This is a genomic window from Streptococcus devriesei DSM 19639, assembly GCF_000423725.1.
Classification (GTDB): Bacteria; Bacillota; Bacilli; order Lactobacillales; family Streptococcaceae; genus Streptococcus; species Streptococcus devriesei.
In genome coordinates, this window is the sequence record NZ_AUIN01000018.1 from 15,542 (window position 1) to 36,463 (window position 20,922).

Consider the following 20,922-nt stretch of genomic DNA (forward strand, 5'->3'; position numbering starts at 1 on the left):
AAGGGGACTATCTGTTTTGATGTCAAAAGAACGTTTAACTGCTTTTACCGATGCTGTTCTGGCTATCATTATGACCATTTTAATTTTGGAGCTGGAAAAGCCCGCTGCAATATCTTGGTCAGCTTTTTGGGATCTGCGGATGAATTTTTTTGCCTATACGGTTTCTTTTTTCTGGCTGGGTGCGATGTGGGTCAATCTCCACCAATCCTGGCATGAGGTGGAAAAAATAACCAATAAACAGGCTTGGCAGTCGCTTTTCCTGCTGTTTTTCGCATCATTTTTCCCTTATGCCACCAGCATTGTAGCGACTCATTTTGAGAGCAGTGTGGCTCAAGGCTTTTATGGTTTAGTTGTTCTTTTGGTCAGCTTTTCCAACGTTTGGATGTATAATGGTTTGGCTCATATCAGCAGCAGTCCGCAGGCCAAACACTTTGCTATCGGCCATAATCGGGCCATGGTTTATGATATCACTGTCAAGCTTATTGGGTTGGCGCTCAGCCTGACGGTTTATCCGCCGGCGATGATGTATTCAGTTGTAGCTGCGGCCTGTTTTGTCGTTGGACCGCTCTCAGAGCGCTTCAAACGATAATCATCGGTATCTTGGGCTGCTGGCAAACCAAGGCAGAGAGCAAAGCAAACCTTGACTGCCAAATGGCTCAGCTGTATGCTTTTGCCTTGAAAGGATGACGTATTAAACGATTTAGGAGGATTTATGGCTGCACTTATTAAGCACAAAAAAGTTGAACTGACAGAACTCTTTTACGATTTGGTTTTTGTCTATGGAATCAGCAAGGAAACGGCTCTGATTCATCATGTTCATGGGGGAATTGTTCCTTTTGCGTCCTTTTGGGCCTTTGCCATCGGTATGGTGATCATGATTAATTCATGGATGGTTCAGACTGTTTTTACCAACCGTTTCGGTAAAAATTCACTGACCAATATTTTATTTATGTTTGCGCAGATGAGCATGCTGCTGATTTCCTTAACCTCGGTAACAGGTAACTTTACCCATCGGAACTTTCTTTATTTTTACGGACCCTTTGCGGTTATTTCTTTTTTGCTTTTGCTGCAGTACGTTACCGAGTATTTTAAGACTGACAATCCGGCAGATAAAGCCTTGATTGTACGCTTTTTTTATATTTTAAGCAGCCGTTCGCTGGGCTTGCTGCTTGCCTTATTTCTCCCTTACAGGCTGGGTTTAATCGTTGCTGCAGTCAGTGTGATTGCAACATGGATTTTGCCGGGGATTCTGGCAAACAATAAAACGGAAGTCATCAACGAACGGGTTACTCCTGTCAGCTTTCCCCATCTAGCTGAGCGGCTGTCTCTTCTTGTTATCATCACTTTTGGTGAAATGATTATCGGCATTGCAGATTACTTTGCACCCGATCACCTTAGTTTGTCATCTTTCTTGATTTTTATGATTGTTGCCAGTCTTTTTATGGTTTATATCGTGGAGATTGACCACATGCTGGATTTGGAAACACAGGAATATGCTGTTAATAGTTTGATTTACTGGCACTATCCTATCTTTTTTGGATTGAGTTTTGTAACGGTGTCGCTTGGTTTTTTGGAGCATCAGGAAGCTCAAAACCGTTTTGCTGTCTGCTTGATTTATCTGGGCATTTTTCTGCTGCTGCTCGGCATTTACGGCATCCAAAAATTCAATAAAACCAGTCATAGCTTCACCAGGTCTTTAATGATTGCTCTTCTGGGAGTGCTGGCAGCAGGCTTTTTACTCAGCTGGCTGATGACAGCAGACAGTCAGCTGCTTATTGTCATTTTATTTACAGTCAGTTTGGTTTTAGCTGCATTGCTGGTCAGATTCAACCTCTCCAGACAAGCTTAGCAGTAAAGATTTTAAATGAGAAATTTTCAGTTCATTTGCCCGTACTTTTTTTGCTATAATAGAAGCGGTATAAAAACACATTGCAGTTGGTAGTCTGTAAGCATCGTGAGATGTCAGTAACCTTCCCTCCAAGGTCGTCCCATACCATTTACAATATTATTAACTGAAAAGGAATCAACCTTTTTGGTTTCTTAGTTTGGAGGGACTGGCATGAAAATGACAGTTTATTTTGACGGTGCCTTTTGGGCTGCCCTGATAGAATACGCTGATGTTAAAGGGCAGTACAAGGCTTTTCGCTATGTTTTTGGTAAGGAACCCAAAGATGAAGATATCCTTGCTTTTATTTATCGAGATTTGGGAAAATGGCAGAGCAGGTATGATCATATCAATACACATGTGAGTGCAGACAGCTCAGCTCTTTCTCCAAAGAAAAGCAATCCCAAGCGCATGCAGCGAGAAATGAATAAGGCAAAAAGAAAGCCTGTAACTTCAACTAAAGCGCAAATGGCTATGCAGGAGATTCATGACAGCCTGAAAAAGGAGCGCAGATTGCAAAGCAAAGAGGAGCGCGATGCTGCAAAAGCTCTTAAATATCAGCAAAAGCAAGAAAAGCGCCGTCAAAAGAAAAAAGGACACTGATGTGTCTTAAATAAAGGGCCGAGACAGATGTTTCGGCTTTTTATTTATTGACAAGTGGATAAAAAGGTTCTTCTACTGATGAGTATGCTGAAAAAGAGTGCGGCAAAAGCGTACAGAGGTTTTAGTCTTGCTTGTTATTGGTGAGATTAGGTCAAACAATATTTCAATTATATTACATTTATATTGCGTTATATTTCTTTTGTGTTACAATAAAGATGTAAAAAGTAATCTTAAGACGTGCTTACTTTTAAAAATCAGCTAGGCAGCTCCGTTAAACGGCAGGGATCCTTGCTGAAACTCAAGTGGATAGAAGGAGAAAATCATGAAAAGAAATTATTTAGATCATCAGGCACAGCGTTTTTCAATCCGTAAATATTCGTTTGGAGCGGTTTCTGTTCTTATTGGCTGTCTCTTGTTTCTGGGTGCTCAAAATATTTCTGCAGATGAAGTGACAAGTCCGCTTTCAACAGCTGAAACCACGGTGACTCAGCCAGCTGTTTCTGAAACTGAAGCTAATCAAGACAGTCAGGCAGCATCAGTTGCTGCTGTTCAGCCTGAAAATGAACCTGTCAGGACAGCTGAAGCAGAAACCAGCAGGCAAACAGCAGAGGTTCCTGCAGCTAACACGAGCACTGCTGTCAGCCCCGCTCCTGAAAATCCTTCTGCTGTCTCCTCAAAACCAGTCAGCGAAGCCAAAGCTTCTGCTGTGACAAGCGAGGTTAAACCTGCTGCTCAGACAGTAGAAAAGCCTGCTCCTGTAAGCAGCAAGTCTGCGGTCAGCACTCCAGCTCGCACTAGCAGTAAGGTCAGTGTCAAAGCAGTTCAGCAGCCTGTGAAAAAAACGACAGTCGCTTCAGCAGTTTCTCTTGCGCTCCAAGGCAACTATACCTTTAAAAAACAAACGCCCGTCAAAAATCAACCTAAAATGTCCAGTACAACCCAGTTCTTCTTTAATGCGGGAGATAAGGTCTATTATGACAAAGTTCTGAATACTGACGGACATCAATGGTTAAGTTATATTTCCTACAGCGGCACTCGCCGCTACGCTCCAATCGGGGTAACGTCTTCTGTACCTGCAGTGCCAAAACCTGCAGATACGAAACCATCTCTTCCGGCTTCCGGAACTTATCATTTTACCAAGCAGGCAGATGTGAAAAATCAGCCTAAAATGTCCAGTCCGACCCAATTCTCCTTTTATAAGGGTGACCAAGTTTATTATGATAAAGTTCTGACTGCGGATAATCACCAATGGATTAGCTACATTTCTTACAGCGGTATCCGCCGCTATGTGGTTATTGCTTCACTGACCTCACCAGCCAAACCGCAGCCAAAACCGGCAGCTCCGCAAGCAGCCGGCAGCATTAACATTCAAAATAAGACCGCTCAGCAGTTTGATGTTCTGATTTCTAAGGTTTCAAGCAATCAAACCATTAAAGAAGTCAGAGTTCCTGTCTGGTCAGACCAAAGCGGTCAGGATGATATTGTTTGGTATAAGGCAGCCAAAGCAGCAGATGGCAATTATAAGGTTACTGTAAAAATCAGCGAACATAAAAATAACACTGGTAAATATCATGTTCACCTCTACTACCTGCTGGACAGCGGTCAGCAGATTGGCGTCGGAACTGCTGCAACGACTATTGAAACAGCTAAGCCATCTCCATCAGCACCGGCTAAGTCAACTCTTCCGGCTTCCGGAACATATACTTTCACAGCCAAGACAGATGTTAAAAATGAAGCCAGAATGTCCAGCCCAACCCAGTTCTTCTTTAATAAGGGAGATAAGGTCTTTTATGACAAGGTCCTAGAAACTGACGGCCATCAATGGCTCAGCTACGTATCCTACAGCGGTATTCGCCGCTATGCTCCAATAGCTGTACTTTCATCAAAGAATAGCGGCCAATCCAGTCAGCCGGCACCAGCAAAACCAAATCTTCCTGCTCAAGGTACCTATACCTTTACCAAGGAAGTCAGTGTGAAAAATGCAGCTAAAATGTCCAGCCCAACCCAATTCACATTTAGAGCAGGTGAAAGCATTAATTACGATAAGGTTCTGACCGCAGATGGTCATCAATGGCTCAGCTATGTATCTTACAGTGGTATTCGCCGCTATGTTCTCTTTGCTTAATAACAGGCCTCCGGAAAGCAGCGCAGTAAAGACGGCGTCACTTTCCGGAGGTTTTTGTTTTGAAAACGTGTTATTGCTCCATTCTAAAATAAAAAACTATCAATTTATGCTATTTATGTTATAATAATTAGGTTGCACATACTAATAAGTTTAATGAGGCAGCTTCGCACTGCCTTTTAGAAAGAGAAACCATTGAAATTTACAGAATTAAACCTAACAGAAGACATTCTTTCGGCTGTTGAAAAAGCCGGCTTTACTGAGCCCTCACCTATCCAAGAATTGACTATTCCTCTGGCTTTGGAAGGAAAAGATGTTATTGGTCAGGCTCAGACAGGAACCGGGAAAACAGCGGCTTTTGGCCTGCCGACTTTAAATAAGATTGATATTGCCAGCAACTTGGTGCAGGCGCTTGTAATTGCTCCGACACGTGAGCTGGCTGTTCAAAGTCAGGAAGAGCTGTTTCGTTTTGGCCGTGAAAAAGGTGTTAAGGTGCGTTCGGTTTACGGCGGCTCCAGCATTGAAAAGCAGATTAAGGCTCTGAAATCAGGTGCCCATATTGTTGTCGGTACGCCGGGACGCCTGCTCGACTTAATTAAACGCAAAGCACTTAAACTGAATCATGTTGAAACCTTAATCCTTGATGAAGCCGATGAAATGCTTAATATGGGCTTTTTAGAGGATATTGAGGCAATTATCTCCCGGGTTCCGGAAACACGTCAGACCCTCTTGTTTTCAGCAACCATGCCGGAGGCTATTAAGCGCATCGGCGTGCAGTTTATGAAAAATCCAGAGCATGTCAGAATTGCCGCTAAGGAACTGACAACCGATCTTGTTGACCAATATTATGTCCGTGTCAAGGAACAGGAAAAGTTTGATACCATGACGCGTCTCATAGATGTGGAGCAGCCTGACCTTGCGATTGTATTTGGCCGGACCAAGCGCCGAGTGGATGAGCTGACCCGCGGTTTGAAATTGCGCGGCTACCGTGCAGAAGGTATTCACGGTGATTTGGACCAGGGGAAACGCCTGCGTGTTCTTCGTGATTTTAAAAATGATACGCTTGATATTTTGGTGGCGACAGACGTTGCTGCACGCGGACTTGATATCTCGGGCGTCACTCATGTCTATAATTATGATATTCCTCAGGATCCGGAAAGCTATGTTCACCGTATCGGCCGTACGGGCCGTGCCGGCAGACACGGGCAGTCCATTACCTTTGTTTCGCCAAATGAAATGGGCTACCTGCAAATCATTGAAAATCTGACCAAAAAACGCATGAAAGGGATGAAACCAGCTACTGCAGAGGAAGCCTTTCATGCTACTAAGAAAGTTGCTCTTAAGAAAATTGAACGTGATTTTGAAGATGATAATATTCGTTCTAATTTTGAAAAATTCACAGATGATGCTCAGAAATTAGCTGCTGAATTTTCATCGGAAGAGCTGGCGCAGTATATCCTGACTCTGACCGTTCAAGATCCGGAAATGATGCCTAAGGTCGAAATTGCCAGAGAAAAACCGCTGCCCTTTAAATTTGGCGGCGGCAAGGGCGGAAGCGGACGCCGTCGTGATGACCGCCGCGGCAGCCGTCGTGATTACGGTGACAGCCGCAATCGTGACAGAAGCCGCCGTGAATTCAAGCGGGTATCCAACAAGAACCGCAAGGATTTTGAAAACAAGGGCAACAAACGTCCGCATCGTACTTCCAGCGAAAAACAAAGCGGCTTCACTATCCGCAACAAAGGTGACAGATAACCCTTCAAACTCTCCTGAAACATGTGTTTCAGGAGAGTTTTTTTTGAAAAATTTAAATAAAGGTAGTGGTTTAAGAAAAATTGTCAGAAAATTTTCTCTCTTTTTGTGCTTCAGTATCAATTTGATTAAATAGGCCAAATTACTATTGAATCAGAAATAATTAAGGATTAGAATGTACGTATAGTTTTTACAAGGAAATATTTCCTTGTAAAATTAAAAAAACTTGTAAGTTGATAAGCTTACTGTGAAATTTTAGGAGGATTTTATGAATACAACATTAGACTCAATGGCCTTTGATAATTTTGAGGCAGTAGGTCAAACTGAGCTTTCAGAAGTTGATGGTGGGGGATATGTCATAGCTGCACTTGCTGGGATTGCAGTTGGAGTTGCTGCGGTAGCAGCTGCACCAGAAACAGCTGGCTCTTCTATTGGAGTTGGAGTTAAAGCTGGTGTTCCCGTAGCTCTTGCAGGATTGGCAATTCATTGTCCGGGACTTCCAGCTTGGGTCTAATGTGGTAAGGAGTTGTTTTTATGAACTCATTAGCGTTTGAACGATTTGAAAATTTAAAATCAGACCAACTTTCTGAAATTGATGGAGAAGGATATATCTTGGCTGCACTTGCTGGGATTGGGGTTGGAGTTGGAGCGGCATTAGCCGCACCGGAAACAGGTGGTACTTCTATTGCAGTTGGGGTAAAGTACGGTGTTCCTGCAGCCCTCGCAGGTCTGGCAACTCACCTTCCAGGACTTCCAGCTTGGATCTAAAAGATAAGGAGTGATTTTATGTCTTTAAAAAAATTACAGCATCTATTATTAGACAGTTTACCTTTTATGCTGTTAATTCCTATAATCTTTCCTTTTAAATATATGAATCTTATTATTTTTATTGTGATGTTGATTCAGAGTTTCGCTGGTATCATGATTATGGCAAAAATAAAGCATTCTGAGAATTAGGAAGAACAATGTCATGGAAAGATTTTCTGGACTTCTATTGATGCTGGTTCTCTGTGCTTTAGCAGTTATTTCTTACCGCAGTAAACATATTATTGTTTCATTTATTTGCCTGTTTCTTTTTCTCGGCCTTTGTATCTACAGTATTTTACACTAAAAAACAGAAGCAGCAGGTATTATTAACGGTGCCGTTGCAAGCGGAAGTTGGTATTTAATAACGGGAGGCGATTGAGATTAATTATGAAGTATATTGCACTTATAATCATCGGTGCTATATCAGCAATTGTCGGGCAAATTATTTTGAAGAAAAGAAATAAAAACATGGTAACAAAGTGATGAAGTCTTCTCCTATCGGAGGTTTTGTCGCTACTTTCTTGATGATTTTGTGGCAGTGGATATCGCTTATCTTTCTGAATCAGACGGAGGCGGTTTGATACTTGGTATTACGAGTGCTACCGTAGGTGGTGTAATTCGTGCTGTGCTTCTGGCAGATTTGCAGGACTTGCAATCACAGCCCCTATCTCTTGGCTATAATTTCCTATCAAGAATACTGGAATTAAATGGGATGCTTAAACAATTAATAGTATTTCATACTTTGCCTAAGAATCCGTTATCCCCGCCTGCATCATGGTGTTGGGGGATTTTTTAGGATCTCAGTTATTTTGCAAAATAAGAGCAATAAGTGTGACAGATAAAAAATCAACTCTCCTGAAACAAAATGGTTTCAGGAGAGTTTTTTATGTTTGGACTATCTTGCTAAGCGCTGCAGTCTGGATTTTTGATGGTTTGAAAATTTAGGCTGGCGAAACTCGTTCACGTTTAGCCCTCTGCTTTTGTGAGTGCATTTTTTCTAAAATTTTTCTGGAAAAGATGTACCCAATTAAGAAAGAAAACGCTTTATTTAGTGATATGATAGATTTAGAAAATATCTCGGGATAAATGATAAAAGGAGGGATTAAACTGTTAAGTAAACAATTAAAAACAGCCTTTATTCAGTTGGATATTGAGGTAAATAATTTTGAAGAAGCTATTCGGGAATCCATGCTGCCTCTAAAAGAAGATGCTGCCATTTCGCAGCAATATATTGATGAAGTGATTAAAATTTATCATGAAACAGGTCCTTATATTGTACTCACAAGACATGTTGCTCTGCCTCATGCTCCGGGACATTTGGGGGCCAAAAAGGTGGCAATTGGCTTTACAAGGCTTAAGCATCCTGTCATGTCAGGTAACAAGGACAATGATCCGGTGAAATTTTTATTTCCGCTCAGTGCTCCTGATAGCCACTCCCATATTGCATTGCTGTCAGAACTGGCAGATCTGCTTGGGGACCCTGATTTTCTGGAAGAGATGGCTGTTGTAGAAAATTCTGAGGAGTTTATTACATTTTTAGAAGAATACGAAGGAGGCCAAAATGTATAAAGCTTTAGTAGCGTGCCGTGCTGGTGTTGGTTCCAGCTTGATGCTGAAAATAAAAGTAACAGAAGTTATCAATGAAAATAATCTTCCTGTTGAAGTAGAGCATTCGTCTTTGGATGGTGTTCCAGGATTTGACGGTGATTTTATAATCACTCTAGTGGATGTGGCAGAAGAATTGCGTGAACAAGGCGTTAAGCAGACTGTTATCGGCATGACGAGTGTTGTTGATAAAAATGAAATAAAAGAAAAATTAGAAGCCGCCCTAAAAGAAAAAAATTAAGACGTAAAGGAGAAAGTGATTATGAAATTCATCATTAGTTTTTTAAGTACGCCTGCTGTTTTATTGGGGCTGGTTGCTATGATTGGTCTGTTGGCACAGAAAAAACCAATGACAGATGTCTTGTGCGGGACTTTTAAAACGATTATTGGTTTTTTGGTGTTCAGTGCGGGCGGAACTTTAATGACAACAGTTCTGCAAAATTTTAATACGCTCTTTCAAACAGGCTTTAAAATTACGGGTGTTATTGCCTCTCCGGAAGCAGCAACAGCTTTAGCTCAGACTTCATTTGCTTTAGCTACTAGCTGTACTCTTATTTTAGGTTTTGTTATGAACCTGATTATTGCCCGTTTGACACCTTTTAAAAATATTTTCTTTACGACAGGTCACAGCCTTTTCTTTGCCTGCGTTCTAACACTGATCTTTAAGGCTCATCATTTCTCTGATTTAGCCACTATTTTGCTCGGCGGTACACTGTTGGGATTCTTTTCAGCCTTTCTGCCGCAACTTTGCCAGCCGTTTATGAGAAAGATTACTGGCAGTGACGCTGCTGCTATCGGCCACTTTAACATGATCGGTTACGCTCTTTCAGGTTATATTGGAAAACTGTTTAAAAAACATGAAAAAAATTCGACAGAGAATATCAACTTTCCTAAGTGGCTGTCCTTCTTTCGTGATTTTCTGATGGGCGTTGCCGTTATCATGCTGGTATTGTTCTATGTATCCGTTATCGCTGCCGGTAAAGGAGCAACTGACAAATTAGCCGGAGGAGCTCATTGGCTGGTATTTCCTTTTGTTCAAGCTTTTACCTTCACTGCAGGAATGTCCATTTTGATGACAGGAGTTAGAATGTTCTTGGCTGAGATAACTGCTGCCTTTGTGTCTATTTCTGAAAAATTCATTCCAAATTCTCGTCCAGCTCTAGATGTGCCAACAGTCTTTCCTTATGCCCCTACGGCTGTCATTGTAGGCTTCTTATCTTCTTATACAGCAGGTTTATTAGCTGTTTTAGTCATGGCCGCCTTGAAATTTCCGGTTATTATTATTCCGGCAGCTCACATCTGTTTCTTTTCTGGCGGAACAGCAGGTGTGTTTGGAAATTCCACCGGAGGGTGGCGAGGAGCTATTCTCGGCTCCTTTGTTGTTGGTTTATTGCTGGCTTTCTTGCCGGTTGTCCTTTACCCGCTATATGGTTCTTTAGGCATTGAAGGTTCGACTTTCCCAAATGTAGACTATAATGTGACAGGAATTTTGCTTCATAAATTACTGAGTCTGTTTGGAATGTAATGATTTAACTTGACAAGATTTCTTGTTAAGTTTTTTTAGAAGAAAGAAGGGATTGAGTGTGAATACAAAAACAGTGACAGATTATATTAGCGCAATAGAAGAAAACTATCAGTATTTTCTCAAAAATGTGGTTCTTGAGGACTTAGAAAAGGCTGCCAATTTAATTTTGCTTAGTAAAAAAGCAGGAGGGCGGGTCCATGTTACCGGCATAGGAAAACCCAGCCACATTGCTCAATATATTTCGGCCCTGCTTTCATCAACAGGGACGAAAGCTTATTTTTTAGATGCTACTGAGACTGTCCATGGTTCAGCCGGTCAGGTTGAAGAGGGAGATGTTGTTATTGCTATTTCAAACAGCGGGGAAACTTTGGAATTAAAAGCCGCTATTTCAGCTCTGAAAAATATTGGTGCCAAATTAATTGGCGTCAGCGGTGGGAGAGATTCGTGGCTGGAAAAACAATCAGATGTTTTTTTATATGCTGGTGTTATGAGCGAAGGAGATTCAACTAATAAACCGCCAAGATTATCTATTTTAGCAGAAGTAACAGTTTTGCAATGCCTATCAATCTTGCTTCAAGAAGCATCAGACTTAACAATGGAAAAATACTACAAGTGGCACCCAGGAGGACAGCTAGGCGATTCAGTCAGAAAACAATTAAAAACGGAGGATCAGTCATGAAGATTAAGGGGCTTATTACAGCAATGGTCACTCCTTTAGATGAAAATGGCATTAATGAAGCTGCGACTTGCCGCTTGGTTAACCGTCTCATCGAAAAGGGGGTAGACGGACTCTTTATCCTAGGAACGAACGGGGAGTTCTATGCTCTAAGTAAGGAAGAAAAGGAGAAACTGGTTGCTCTTGTTGTTAAGGAAGCAAGAGGACGTGTCCCAGTTTTTGCAGGTTCGGGTGGTATTTCCACTGCTGAGGTTATTGCCAATTCAAATCGATTTGCAGAACTGGGAATAGATGCGGTGTCAATAATCACTCCTTTTTTGGTAGCATTGAGCGACAGAGAATTGATAAATCACTATGAACAAATCGCCCATGCTCTTTCGCTGCCGATTATTCTCTATAATATTCCCGCAAATACGGGCAATAATATTTCAGAAAATGTTTATCAAAAATTGCTGGAAATTCCGTCTATTATTGCCATTAAGGATAGCAGCGGAGATTTACAGCAGCTAAAAGCTTATATAGAAAATAATTATCGGGATGATTTTGCTGTTTTAGTTGGGTCTGATTCTAAAATTTTAGCAGGTCTGCAACTGGGGGCTGATGGAGCTGTGGCAGCGACATCAAATGTTCTGACAAGAACGGATGTTGGCATTTATAATTCTTTTATGAACAATGAGCTGGAAAAAGCTTTAAAACTGCAAAACAGTATTGAAGATTTTCGACGTCTTCTAAAATTATCAACTGTGCCTAGTGTCCTGAAATATTCCATGAATTTAATAGGCTATCAGGTTGGTTCTCCGAAGCTGCCGGTTTTACCGCCTCCAGCAGAATTTCACGATGAGATAAAAAAGATTTTGAATACCTATAAGGCTGTTGAAAAACTTGAATTTACAAAGGAGTAAGTGATGAAAAAATTAGCAGTATTAAATCGAATTCATGAAGAAAAGGTTATGGCAATTGTCCGTGTTGATACACTGGAGCGGGCTAAGGAGATAGCTGAGGGCTGCTTAGAAGGCGGAGTTTCTATTTTGGAAATCAGCTATACGAACAACAATGCCGGAGAAATAATAGAAAAGCTGCACGCTATTTACGGTGATGATTTGCTGCTTGGAGCGGGAACTGTTTTAGACAGTGAAACGGCTAGAGAGGCCATGATAAAAGGTGCACAGTTTATTATTGCACCTAACTTTAACAGCAGTGTTGCCAGCATTTGTAACAGATATCATATTCCGTATATGCCGGGATGTTTTTCCCTTTCTGAGGTAGTTGATGCCCTGACAGCAGGAGCTGATATGATTAAGGCTTTCCCGTCTTCTGCTTTTTTTGGACCTCAAATTGTCTCAGCTATTAAGGTGCCTTTGCCTTATGTTCCAATATTATCATCAGGCGGCGCTAACACAGACAATATCGTAGATTGGCTGGAGCAAGGGGTTGATTGTCTTGGCATTGGAACCCTGTTAACCAAAGGAAGCAAGGCAGAAATCGCTGAAAATGCTGGAAAAATAAGAGCAATTGTCTCTAACTTTAAAAATAAATCTTAATGAGGAAAGAGTTTTGATAGATCAAAGAACTAGAAGAGTGATTGAAAAACTTATCGAAAAAAACTGTATCTCTAAAAATACACTTTTAAGCAAACTCTCATTAACAAGCAACCAATTAAACTATGCCATCGAAAAACTGAATGCTATTTTTATTGAAAATCACAAACCGGTCATTCAAATAAAAAATGATCTCATCTTTTTATCCTCCCAAAGCTCTCAGTTTTCCATTGATTTTCTGCAAAATGATAAGATATTTAAAAACTATGACTTAAACACAGCAGAACGAAAAAGATATATTCTGTTCATGCTTTATTATTATGTTAATGATTTCTTATCTGTTAATCATTTTTTAAGTTCAATGTCAATCAGCAAGTCTACCTTCATGAATGATTTAAAAAAATTAGAAGATGATCTAAAGCAGAAGAGTATAAAAATTGAGTATTCTAGAAAAATTGGTTATCATCTTGTTGGGCTTGAGTCGGAAATAAGGTATTATGTCTTAGAATGTATTTTGAAGGACTTGAACACTCAAGAGCTTGATTTCTTCTATCGGTATTTTGTAGTTAATGAGAAAATACTCTGCAAAGATAATTTAAGGCTGAAGATCACTAAGCTTTTAAAAAAATATGGATTGCAGCTACCTGAAAGCAGATCAAATGAACTTTACTATTCAATTTTACTCAATATTCCAAGGATGACAGCTAAGGGGCTATTTCAGTATGATGAAGCGGATTTGGCCCTAATAAAAGAGCTCAAAGAGTATCAATTGTCCGGCGAATTATTGAAAGAGCTGAATATTGAAAATCAATATGCCCAGATGTTTGTGGCCAGTCTAATATTAAGTTCAGGAAATGGGGATCCCCATGCACATTTTTCAGATCAAGGACTGATACATTTTGTAGCAGATCAGTGTTTAATGCGTTTTGAATCTATCATGGGGATTGAAATTGATAATAAAAAGTTTGTTTATGAGCAGCTCTACACCCACATAAGACCTGCTTTTTACCGAGTGCTGTTTGACTTGCCGACAGTCAATGTTCTTCATGAAAAAATTGTTCAGGAATATTACCATATTTACCAAATTACTAAAGAAGTGATGCAGTTTTTTAAACCGATATTCGGCAAAGAGATTCCTGAGCAGGAGGTATCTTTCATTACACTTTACTTTGCCATTATTCTTCAAGATTATTCGCTGAAGGCAACTCATTATAAGGCGGTAATTGTCTGCCAAAGCGGGATAGGAAGCTCAGTTATATTAGAAAAAGAGTTGAAAACACTGTTTCCGGCAATCATTTTTTTAGGTCCTTATTCGGTAAGTGATTTAATGCAGTTACAAGAAGAGTTTCAACTTATTTTTACGACTGTTTCCAACTTGCAATTTGCAAAATTTCACAAGCCTGTCTATAAGGTTAATCCTGTTATGACGGATGAAGAAAGAGCTCAGCTTGTCAGAGATGTTAATGGTAATGAAAGTTTGCGAACCAGAGATTTGCAATCCTTAATGACGATTATTAGAAGCCATACGAAGATAACGGATGAACAATCTCTGGAAAAGGAGCTGACAAGATTTATGTCCCAGCAATCATCAGCGGAGCTTCCTTTTGAGGTGAAAAAAGTTTCTAAAACTCTGGGGTTAATGGAATTATTAAGGGCTGAGAATATTTTGGTCCAGAAAAATAAGGTTTCTTGGCAAAAGTCAGTTAAGCACTTAGGCGATATTTTGTATCAAACAGACTGTATTGAGCACAGCTATACCAACACAATTATGGATCATTTACATCAATATGGGCCTTTCATGGTTATTTCTGAAGGAGTTGCTTTATTGCATGCTAAACCTGAAGACGGCGTAAAAAAATTGGGTGTAGCCCTATCTGTTTTTCAAAATGATCTTGATTTTCTTGGAAGGTCAGTTTCTTTACTATTTATGCTGGCTGCGGTTGATACTTATCAGCACATTGGAGTTATTGAAAATATTATAAAAATTTGTGAGAGCGAATCACTCCTGCGTGATCTAAAGAAGTGTCGCACCAACTTAGAGGTTTATCACACCCTGCAGGAATTTTTGTCAGTAAATGACAAGGGAATCTTCAAAACTGCGGACATTTAGGCAGTAAGACTTTAAATATCAATAGTCTGATTTACCATAAAATAAAGGACTTGAAACAATTATCAAGTCCTTGTTCTGTTCCTTATTTAGTATGTTTTGCGATATAATCCAGCTTTTCCTGCCGTGTTTTGCGTTTGAACTTGGCTTCAGCGCTCATGGCTGCATTTTTATGATTGAAAGTCTCATGATAGAGGAGTTTGACGGGAAGTCTGGATTTAGTGTACTTGGCGCCTTTGCTGGCATTGTGCGTGGCTAAGCGTTTGTCCAAATCGGTTGTATAGCCGGTGTAGAGGCTGCCGTCAGCACACTCAAGGACATACATATAAGCTCTGTGATTCTTGCCAAAGTAAATATGATGAATCTCGTCGGTATAATCGCCATTATCCTTATGGACAATCAAAGGCGGCAAAAATTTCATACCATCGGGGGAGCCGTCTTTAATCGCTTCAATCAGCAGCATATTGGCATCTTTATTAGCCTTAGGATAGACAAACTGGATGCGCTTTGGCGCCAGCTTGTATTTTTTCAAAGTATCAATGATTTCAAGAAAGCGATCAGGACGATGCACAATCGCCAGCCGCCCCTTGGTTTTAAGCGCCTGCTGGCTGATGCGGCAAATCTCGTCAAGATTAGTTGTGATTTCATGGCGAGCTAAAAGGTAGTGCCTGCTGGCATTCTTTTTAGATGTCTCGCTTGCTTTAAAATAAGGCGGATTGCAAAGGATGAGATCGACTTTGGAGCGGGGAACATGGGTCATGAGATTTTTTAAGTCGTCGTTAATCATGCTGACTTGATTTTGCAGCTGGTTGAGTTCGATTGAGCGCTGGCCCATATCAGCCAGACGTTTTTGAATTTCAATTTCAACAATTTTAGCCTTGGTTTTAGTTGAAGCAAATAGTCCGACGGCTCCGTTGCCTGAGCAAAGGTCCACAATCAGACCTTTGGATGGAAATTTTGGAAAACGAGAGAGCAGAACACTGTCAATAGAATAAGAAAAGACGTCTTTATTTTGAATAATTTTGACATCGGTAGAAAAGAGCTGATCAATCCGCTCTTTTTTCTTTAAAAGAGGAGTTTTCATAGGACTTATTATAGCAAAAAAATAATGCCTTGTCTGTCGCTTCAATCTGTCACGGGTGTCGAAATTCTTGTCATACGCAATAGTTTTTCAGAAGTCTGACAAATAGTTTAACGATAAATCAAATGGCAGCTCTGGAATAATTCTTCTGTCAAAAATGTTAAATTTTGATATAATGAAATCATTACTGTGTTATCAAAATTGAACACGGGCTAAAAGCGTCGAGAAAAAGACAGCCTGCCTTATGCGCAAGCGCATGGCGTCAGCCTCCTATTTTCTTCTCGCTTTCTTCACGCCCTTTGTATCTTATGTAATTGAACACGGGCTAAAATCCTAGTAAAAAAGATAAACGTCCTTGTGTCTTAGCGGCACAGCGTCCGTTTCCTATTTTTATACGGATTTGAAACGCCCTTTGTATCTTAATTAAAGGAGAATTTTCAGTGCTTTACACGTATCTGCGCTCTTTGCTGGTCTTTTTAATTTGGGCAGCTAATGGCAACATTCATTATCATCATCGCAATAAGCTCCTGCCTCAAGATGAAAATTATGTTTTAGTGGCGCCTCACCGCACACTGTGGGATCCGATTTTTATAGCTTTTGCAGCTCGTCCCAAGCAATTTATTTTCATGGCTAAAAAGGAACTCTTTGGCAATCGTGCTTTTGGCTGGTGGATTCGAATGTGCGGAGCCTTTCCTATTGATCGGGAAAATCCGGGAACGGAAGCTATTCGCTATCCTGTGAAAATGCTTAGAAAGAGTGATCGTTCTCTTATTATGTTTCCAAGCGGCAGCCGCCATTCTTCTGATGTTAAGGGCGGCGCTGCAGTCATTGCTAAAACCAGTAAGGTTAAAATCATGCCGGCAGCTTATGCCGGGCCCACTTCAATTAAAGGGCTGCTTAAGCACGACAGGATTGATGTAGCTTTTGGCAACCCTATTGATATTTCGGATATTAAGCGGATGAATGACGAAGGAATTGAGACGGTTTCACGTCGCATTGAGAAGGAATTTGCTCAGATAGATGCAGAAACGGCAACCTTTAAGGATGACAGCCGTCCGAGCTGGTGGAGCCTGATTTACCGCATACCTGCTATGCTTTTGGTGATTGTGATATTGGGCTTAACCTACCTGTTTTCTTGGTTTGCCAGCTTTGTCTGGAATCCGGAAAAACATCGGGAAAAAAATCTGAAATAAAGTAAAAAAACTTACCCTAAGCAGGTAAGTTTTTTCTGTATTCTGCGAATAAAGAAGTAAGGAGGGTGACATGGTAGAGGAAATTCTGGATAAATGTAGAGAAAACAAGTGGCTCCTTACAGCAGTCGCTGTTTTTGCTGCCTTGGGACTGAGTTTTTATTTTCTTTCTTCAAATGGAAAAGCAGATAAAAATAATTGGTCACATTCACAGGAACAGACCTTCTCGGCAACGACTTTGTCAGTCCGTTCGCAAAATAAGAAGAAATCTCAAGCATCTTCAACAATGATGGTCGATGTCAAAGGTGCCGTAAAGAACCAAGGGGTGTACAGTTTGCCGGCCGGCAGCCGTGTTAATGACCTTATTGAGAAGGCCGGCGGTTTTTCTGAAAAAGCAGACCGTAAGTCAGTCAATCTTGCGCAAAAGCTGCAGGATGAGGCTGTTATTTACGTTGCATCAATCGGGGAAAACATCAGTGTTGTTGGCAATCCTCAGAAAGAAGCAGCTAATCAGGGTGCTAGTTCTCAGTCAGCTGCACACGATAAGATTAATCTAAACACGGCCAGCCTTGCTGATTTGCAAACGATATCCGGTATCGGTGAGAAACGGGCACAGGACATCATTGATTATCGTGAGACCAATGGCGGCTTTCAGTCCATAGAAGACTTAAAAAATATTTCCGGTATTGGAGATAAAACCTTTGAAAAGCTGAAGGATTTGGTGAGTGTTGATTAAAATGTTACCGCTAAAGCCTATTTATCTGGCTTTTTTGACTGTTCTTATTTATTTTTTAATCTATCGTTTTTCGTTCATAACAGCTCTTTTGACCTGTTTAAGCGGTATTTTCCTCATTAGCCAGTATGACCGAAAAACCTGCTTAAGAACTTTCTTCTTCCTATTGTTTTTTGGATTTTATTTTTACTTGTCTTGTCAAAAAATAGAATCTGACTATCAAAATGCTCCTAAACGGGTTGAGGAGCTCAGAATTATTCCGGATACTATCAGTATTAATGGCGACAGCCTTAGTTTTCAAGGCAAATCAGGACATCGCATCTATCAAGCCTTTTACACCTTAAAATCTCAAAAAGAGAAGCGTTACTTTGAGAATCTCAGACAGACAAGCGTTATCAAGGTTGCTTCCGATGTGACTGAAGCTGACAGTCAACGGAATTTTGACGGTTTTGATTATCGCAGCTACTTAAAAACACAAAAAATCTACCGCCTAGTCAATATTAAAAAAATAGAAAGTGTGATACCTGAGCAAGGCTTGTCTTTGGTTGAGAGGCTGCATGAATGGCGGCGCCGGGCTTTGGTGTTTATCCAGCAAAAATTTCCAGCTCCAATGCGCCATTATATGACCGGCCTGCTTTTTGGCTATTTGGACAAGTCTTTTGATGAAATGAGTGATATTTATTCCAGCTTAGGCATTATCCATCTCTTTGCCCTATCAGGTATGCAAGTTGGCTTTTTTATCGGTAATTTTCGCTACCTGGGTCTGCGTTTAGGCGTGAGACGGGATTATATGAACTGGCTGCAGCTGCCTTTTTCTGTCATCTATGCCGGGTTAACAGGTTTTTCAGTATCTGTTGTCCGCAGTCTGCTGCAGAGTAACCTGTCTAACTTTGGTTTTACAAAGATGGACACTTTTGCAGTGACCGTATTTACCATGTTTGTTATCATGCCGCACTTTCTCTTAACAGCAGGCGGAGTGCTCAGTTTTGCTTATGCTTTTATTTTAAGCATGATCGATTTTCAGCATTTGTCTCAGCCCAAGCGATGGGGTGCTCAGATGCTGACAGTGTCTTTGGGTGTTTTGCCGCTTCTGATGTGGTATTTCAGCAGTTTTCAGCCTCTGTCAGTCTTTTTAACAGCGCTTTTTTCCCTTGTGTTTGATGGTCTTATCCTGCCGGTTTTAACCATCGTTTTCTTTTTATCACCTTTTATATTATTGACAAATGTTAATTTATTTTTCATCGTTTTAGAGCGGCTCATTCTTTATATTAACCAGATCTTCAGCCGTCCGTTTGTTCTGGGAAAACCGTCTTTATTACTGTTAGTGCTTATTTTGCTGACTCTGGCACTGCTGCATGATTATCGAAAGAAAAAGCCGCTAGCTGCTGTATTGACTGCTTTTCTTGCTTTATTATTTTTGACTGCAAAAAATCCCTTGACTAATGAGGTTACCATGGTTGATGTCGGACAGGGAGACAGTATTTTTTTACGAGATATAAAAGGGAAGACAATTCTAATTGATGTAGGAGGCCGAGTGTCTTTTGCTAAGCCGGCTGAGTGGCAGCAGCGTGTGAGCGATGCTAATGCTGAGCGAACCCTGATTCCTTATTTGAAAAGCCGCGGTGTCAGTAAAATTGATCAGCTGGTTCTCACACATACTGATGCTGACCATATAGGCGATATGGAAACTGTCGCAAAAACATTTAAAATCGGGCAAGTTTTGGTTAGCTCCGGCAGTCTGACCAAGGCTGATTTTGCAGCTAAACTAAAAAAGATGCAGCTTAAAGTAGCTGTTCTTAAGGCTGGAGACCGGCTTCCTATTATGGGCAGTCAGCTGCAGGTACTTTATCCTTTTAAAACGGGAAATGGCGGTAATAATGATTCGCTAGTCCTCTATGGCAGGCTCTTAAATTTGAGTTTTCTTTTTACAGGTGACTTGGAAAAAGAAGGGGAAGAACGATTGCTTGGAGCCTATCCCAATCTGACGGCTGATGTTTTAAAGGCAGGGCATCATGGATCCAAAGGCTCTTCTTCTGTTAAGTTTTTAAAGCAGATCAGGCCTAGAGTAACCCTTATTTCTGCAGGAAAAAACAATCGCTACAAGCACCCGCATCAGGAGACTTTGAGGCGTTTGATTAAAATTAAAAGTCAGATTTATCGGACAGACCAGCAGGGTGCTCTTCGTTTTAAAGGAATCCGATACTGGACGCTTGAAACGGTGAAATAAAGATAAAACTGCTGCCGGTGCTCTAATGGTGTCTTTGTTGATTGAAGCCGATTTTACTGGTAAATGTGCTGCCGGATTTTTAATCATAACTGATCTTGTAGGAAGAAGTGGCTTTTGAATATTCTGTGACAGGCTTGCTGCGTCCCGAGTAGGGAAATGGAGGTGTTCTTGTTTTCCTGCTGAAATTGTGGTATTCTGATAGAGTAAAAAATAGTAAGGGAGTTTACCTATGTTTACAGCTTATAAAAAATTCTGGACGAACTATGTCAATTTTACAGGCCGAACCAGCCGAACTGATTATTGGTGGGCAGTCCTGTGCAATGTCTTGCTTGTAATGCCTTTCGCTTCTGCGATTACATCTATCTATTATTTAAATTATTATGAATATATGGGAAGGCTTTACAATGGAGACATTGATTCCTTAGCGATTGATACGACACCAAATCTTTTTACTGTTGATATTATTATTCTTACAGTTATTGTTCTTCTCTTTTATTTGGCCATTTTAGTACCGAATTTAGCTATTTCTGTTCGCCGCTTGCGTGATGCTGGTTTTCACTGGTCACTTATTTTTATTCCAGTAGGAGCAGCAGTATTCTCATTGCTCATGCTTGTGCCTTTCTTGCGTGCTATTGTATTTGTTCTTGTTGGGTTCGCAAATATTTTCTATACTATTTTGCTGTGTCAACCGACAAAACCTTATCAGGCACCTGCACAGCCTGTGCAGCCAGTACAACAAGCGCCTCAGCAAGGACAACAAGTACAGCGGCCAGTAGCACAGCCGACTGCACCTGTTCAGCCGCAGGCACCAACCAATCAGCAATAATAAGTATAAGAATTTTAATGAGACTTGGAGCAGTTTGCCCAAGTCTTTTTACTTTTTGTCTGAAAAGTTTGAGCAGCAGGCAGTTTTGTCTGCTGAACGTTCATAAACTGTCAATAAAGCAGGCTTTGAACAAATAAGGCTGAACTAGCAGTCTGAATAGGGAGCCCCAAATCTTTGTCTCAGTACGTTTTGGAGTTTTTTCTTCTGTCTTTAGCTGAAGGTCATACTCCTCGCAATTTTCTGCT

Annotated in this window: 19 protein-coding genes; 18 read left to right on the top strand and 1 reads right to left on the bottom strand. The window is 40.7% G+C overall.

Going from position 1 to position 20,922, the window contains the following annotated elements:
* Window positions 1-19 precede the first annotated feature (19 nt).
* The 14 genes from G573_RS0104260 to G573_RS0104345 all read left to right on the top strand — a co-directional run bounded on the left by G573_RS0104260 (window position 20) and on the right by G573_RS0104345 (window position 14,623).
* A complete protein-coding gene (locus G573_RS0104260) occupies window positions 20-589 on the top strand; it encodes a TMEM175 family protein (protein ID WP_027975547.1) in 570 nt (189 codons plus the stop codon).
* Window positions 590-712: 123 nt separating this feature from the next.
* A complete protein-coding gene (locus G573_RS0104265; protein WP_027975548.1) occupies window positions 713-1,849 on the top strand; it encodes a low temperature requirement protein A in 1,137 nt (378 codons plus the stop codon).
* A 210-nt stretch (window positions 1,850-2,059) separates the two neighbouring features.
* The gene (locus tag G573_RS0104270; protein ID WP_027975549.1) at window positions 2,060-2,488 is read left to right on the top strand and encodes a YjdF family protein; all 429 of its coding nucleotides are present in this window, start codon (window positions 2,060-2,062) and stop codon (window positions 2,486-2,488) included.
* A 322-nt stretch (window positions 2,489-2,810) separates the two neighbouring features.
* Window positions 2,811-4,613, top strand: coding sequence for an SH3 domain-containing protein (locus tag G573_RS0104275; protein WP_027975550.1), 1,803 nt, complete (start codon window positions 2,811-2,813; stop codon window positions 4,611-4,613).
* A gap of 192 nt (window positions 4,614-4,805) precedes the next feature.
* Window positions 4,806-6,365 carry a degradosome RNA helicase CshA gene (gene cshA, locus G573_RS0104280; RefSeq protein WP_027975551.1) on the top strand — a complete coding sequence of 520 codons (1,560 nt, stop codon included), beginning with the start codon at window positions 4,806-4,808 and terminating at the stop codon, window positions 6,363-6,365.
* A gap of 265 nt (window positions 6,366-6,630) precedes the next feature.
* Window positions 6,631-6,876, top strand: coding sequence for a hypothetical protein (locus G573_RS10895; RefSeq protein WP_051175705.1), 246 nt, complete (start codon window positions 6,631-6,633; stop codon window positions 6,874-6,876).
* Between the two features lie 20 nt (window positions 6,877-6,896).
* Window positions 6,897-7,130, top strand: coding sequence for a hypothetical protein (locus G573_RS10900; RefSeq protein ID WP_037586749.1), 234 nt, complete (start codon window positions 6,897-6,899; stop codon window positions 7,128-7,130).
* A 1,146-nt stretch (window positions 7,131-8,276) separates the two neighbouring features.
* Window positions 8,277-8,738, top strand: a complete 462-nt coding sequence (locus tag G573_RS0104315) for a PTS sugar transporter subunit IIA (protein ID WP_027975553.1) — start codon at window positions 8,277-8,279, stop codon at window positions 8,736-8,738.
* A complete protein-coding gene (locus G573_RS0104320) occupies window positions 8,731-9,015 on the top strand; it encodes a PTS sugar transporter subunit IIB (RefSeq protein WP_027975554.1) in 285 nt (94 codons plus the stop codon). Before G573_RS0104315 ends, G573_RS0104320 begins: the two co-directional genes overlap by 8 nt.
* A gap of 21 nt (window positions 9,016-9,036) precedes the next feature.
* Window positions 9,037-10,299: a PTS ascorbate transporter subunit IIC gene (locus G573_RS0104325; RefSeq protein WP_027975555.1), complete on the top strand. Its 1,263-nt coding sequence runs from the start codon at window positions 9,037-9,039 to the stop codon at window positions 10,297-10,299.
* Between the two features lie 58 nt (window positions 10,300-10,357).
* Window positions 10,358-10,978, top strand: coding sequence for an SIS domain-containing protein (locus G573_RS0104330; protein WP_051175707.1), 621 nt, complete (start codon window positions 10,358-10,360; stop codon window positions 10,976-10,978).
* Complete coding sequence (dapA, locus tag G573_RS0104335; protein WP_027975557.1) at window positions 10,975-11,877, top strand: 4-hydroxy-tetrahydrodipicolinate synthase; 903 nt, start codon at window positions 10,975-10,977, stop codon at window positions 11,875-11,877. The genes G573_RS0104330 and dapA overlap by 4 nt, the downstream gene beginning before the upstream one ends.
* A 3-nt stretch (window positions 11,878-11,880) precedes the next feature.
* Window positions 11,881-12,516 carry a bifunctional 4-hydroxy-2-oxoglutarate aldolase/2-dehydro-3-deoxy-phosphogluconate aldolase gene (gene eda / locus G573_RS0104340; protein ID WP_027975558.1) on the top strand — a complete coding sequence of 212 codons (636 nt, stop codon included), beginning with the start codon at window positions 11,881-11,883 and terminating at the stop codon, window positions 12,514-12,516.
* A 13-nt stretch (window positions 12,517-12,529) separates the two neighbouring features.
* Window positions 12,530-14,623 (top strand): BglG family transcription antiterminator, encoded by a 2,094-nt coding sequence (locus G573_RS0104345; RefSeq protein ID WP_156888795.1) that lies wholly within the window; start codon window positions 12,530-12,532, stop codon window positions 14,621-14,623.
* Between the two features lie 82 nt (window positions 14,624-14,705).
* Here G573_RS0104345 and G573_RS0104350 read toward each other — a convergent pair whose 3' ends face one another.
* A complete protein-coding gene (locus tag G573_RS0104350) occupies window positions 14,706-15,704 on the bottom strand; it encodes a GIY-YIG nuclease family protein (protein ID WP_027975560.1) in 999 nt (332 codons plus the stop codon).
* 437 nt (window positions 15,705-16,141) lie between these two features.
* Here G573_RS0104350 and G573_RS0104355 point away from each other — a divergent pair, with 437 nt between their 5' ends.
* The 4 genes from G573_RS0104355 to G573_RS0104370 all read left to right on the top strand — a co-directional run bounded on the left by G573_RS0104355 (window position 16,142) and on the right by G573_RS0104370 (window position 20,677).
* Window positions 16,142-16,894, top strand: coding sequence for a lysophospholipid acyltransferase family protein (locus G573_RS0104355; RefSeq protein ID WP_027975561.1), 753 nt, complete (start codon window positions 16,142-16,144; stop codon window positions 16,892-16,894).
* A 70-nt stretch (window positions 16,895-16,964) separates the two neighbouring features.
* A complete protein-coding gene (locus G573_RS0104360) occupies window positions 16,965-17,627 on the top strand; it encodes a helix-hairpin-helix domain-containing protein (protein ID WP_027975562.1) in 663 nt (220 codons plus the stop codon).
* Window positions 17,617-19,851, top strand: a complete 2,235-nt coding sequence (locus G573_RS0104365) for a DNA internalization-related competence protein ComEC/Rec2 (protein WP_027975563.1) — start codon at window positions 17,617-17,619, stop codon at window positions 19,849-19,851. Before G573_RS0104360 ends, G573_RS0104365 begins: the two co-directional genes overlap by 11 nt.
* A gap of 229 nt (window positions 19,852-20,080) precedes the next feature.
* Window positions 20,081-20,677, top strand: coding sequence for a DUF805 domain-containing protein (locus tag G573_RS0104370; protein ID WP_027975564.1), 597 nt, complete (start codon window positions 20,081-20,083; stop codon window positions 20,675-20,677).
* Window positions 20,678-20,922 lie beyond the last annotated feature (245 nt).

What these genes read in the sequence shown, in the direction of transcription:
- G573_RS0104275 (WP_027975550.1), top strand. Translation starts at nt 2,811, where the DNA reads ATGAAAAGAAATTATTTAGATCATCAGGCACAGCGTTTTTCAATCCGT.
- eda (WP_027975558.1), top strand. Translation starts at nt 11,881, where the DNA reads ATGAAAAAATTAGCAGTATTAAATCGAATTCATGAAGAAAAGGTTATG.
- G573_RS0104320 (WP_027975554.1), top strand. Translation starts at nt 8,731, where the DNA reads ATGTATAAAGCTTTAGTAGCGTGCCGTGCTGGTGTTGGTTCCAGCTTG.
- G573_RS0104370 (WP_027975564.1), top strand. Translation starts at nt 20,081, where the DNA reads ATGTTTACAGCTTATAAAAAATTCTGGACGAACTATGTCAATTTTACA.
- G573_RS0104360 (WP_027975562.1), top strand. Translation starts at nt 16,965, where the DNA reads ATGGTAGAGGAAATTCTGGATAAATGTAGAGAAAACAAGTGGCTCCTT.
- G573_RS0104325 (WP_027975555.1), top strand. Translation starts at nt 9,037, where the DNA reads ATGAAATTCATCATTAGTTTTTTAAGTACGCCTGCTGTTTTATTGGGG.
- G573_RS10895 (WP_051175705.1), top strand. Translation starts at nt 6,631, where the DNA reads ATGAATACAACATTAGACTCAATGGCCTTTGATAATTTTGAGGCAGTA.
- G573_RS10900 (WP_037586749.1), top strand. Translation starts at nt 6,897, where the DNA reads ATGAACTCATTAGCGTTTGAACGATTTGAAAATTTAAAATCAGACCAA.
- dapA (WP_027975557.1), top strand. Translation starts at nt 10,975, where the DNA reads ATGAAGATTAAGGGGCTTATTACAGCAATGGTCACTCCTTTAGATGAA.
- G573_RS0104260 (WP_027975547.1), top strand. Translation starts at nt 20, where the DNA reads ATGTCAAAAGAACGTTTAACTGCTTTTACCGATGCTGTTCTGGCTATC.
- G573_RS0104265 (WP_027975548.1), top strand. Translation starts at nt 713, where the DNA reads ATGGCTGCACTTATTAAGCACAAAAAAGTTGAACTGACAGAACTCTTT.
- G573_RS0104350 (WP_027975560.1), bottom strand. Translation starts at nt 15,704, where the DNA reads ATGAAAACTCCTCTTTTAAAGAAAAAAGAGCGGATTGATCAGCTCTTT.
- G573_RS0104270 (WP_027975549.1), top strand. Translation starts at nt 2,060, where the DNA reads ATGAAAATGACAGTTTATTTTGACGGTGCCTTTTGGGCTGCCCTGATA.